This window comes from Paenibacillus albidus (assembly GCF_014644435.1).
In the GTDB taxonomy this organism is placed as follows: Bacteria; Bacillota; Bacilli; order Paenibacillales; family Paenibacillaceae; genus Paenibacillus_AQ; species Paenibacillus_AQ albidus.
The window spans coordinates 1-758 of sequence record NZ_BMKR01000110.1 but is presented as its reverse complement, the minus strand read 5'-3'; the positions used below and the strand labels follow the sequence as shown (position 1 = coordinate 758).

Below are 758 nucleotides of genomic sequence, written 5' to 3'. Positions count from 1 at the left end.
GTTACCACCAATCACAGGTGCGTGAATAATATTCATTGCACCGACTTTATCACGATGAGTATGAAACCCACATGGACACGAATATTTTCTATTTATCGCTTTATTTAGCGTAGAGCAAGATGGACATTTTTGCGATGTATACGCAGGATTCACATATTCCACTTGGATACCTGCCATATTTGCTTTGTATTCAATGAATTGTGCCAAGCGATGGAATGACCATGTGTGCAAATTCTTTTCGTTTTTACGACTTGTTCTTGTCGTTTTTCTGAGGTTTGTCAGCTTCTCTAAGTGAATGACGGACACTTGATTCTCCATGGCAAAATTGACAATTTGTCTACTTATTTTGTGATCCTTATCTTTCATCCATCTTTGTTCTTTATGATCCAGTTTACGAATAGCACCTAGCTTTTTCTTCTTTCCTAAACCTTTTCGTTCACTACGGAACTTGCGTTTCATATATTTGTTTTCTCTACCCTTTCCAAAAAATCTCGTCTTTCCTTCACTAGTCACAGCAACAGCAGGGACTTTTAATCCTAAATCAATGCCCATTACCTGTTCGCCTGTTGTTGTCTCTGTAGGAATTTCAAGTGAAACTTGAGCAAACCATTTTCCTGCTTTCTCAACGATTCTCATCAGACCACATTTGGCATTTTGAAGAAATTGTTTATCTCTTTCGGTTAATAGAGCAGGAAAAATCGTCTTTTTCACTTTGTTGTCCACGATGATAGGAAAAGCAATAGAGGAATTGGCAATGG

Annotated in this window: 1 protein-coding gene; it reads right to left on the bottom strand. The window is 37.9% G+C overall.

Annotated elements, in window-relative coordinates:
- On the bottom strand, positions 1 to 758 hold a 758-nt coding region (locus IEY53_RS34810), incomplete at both ends, for an RNA-guided endonuclease TnpB family protein (RefSeq protein ID WP_189032936.1).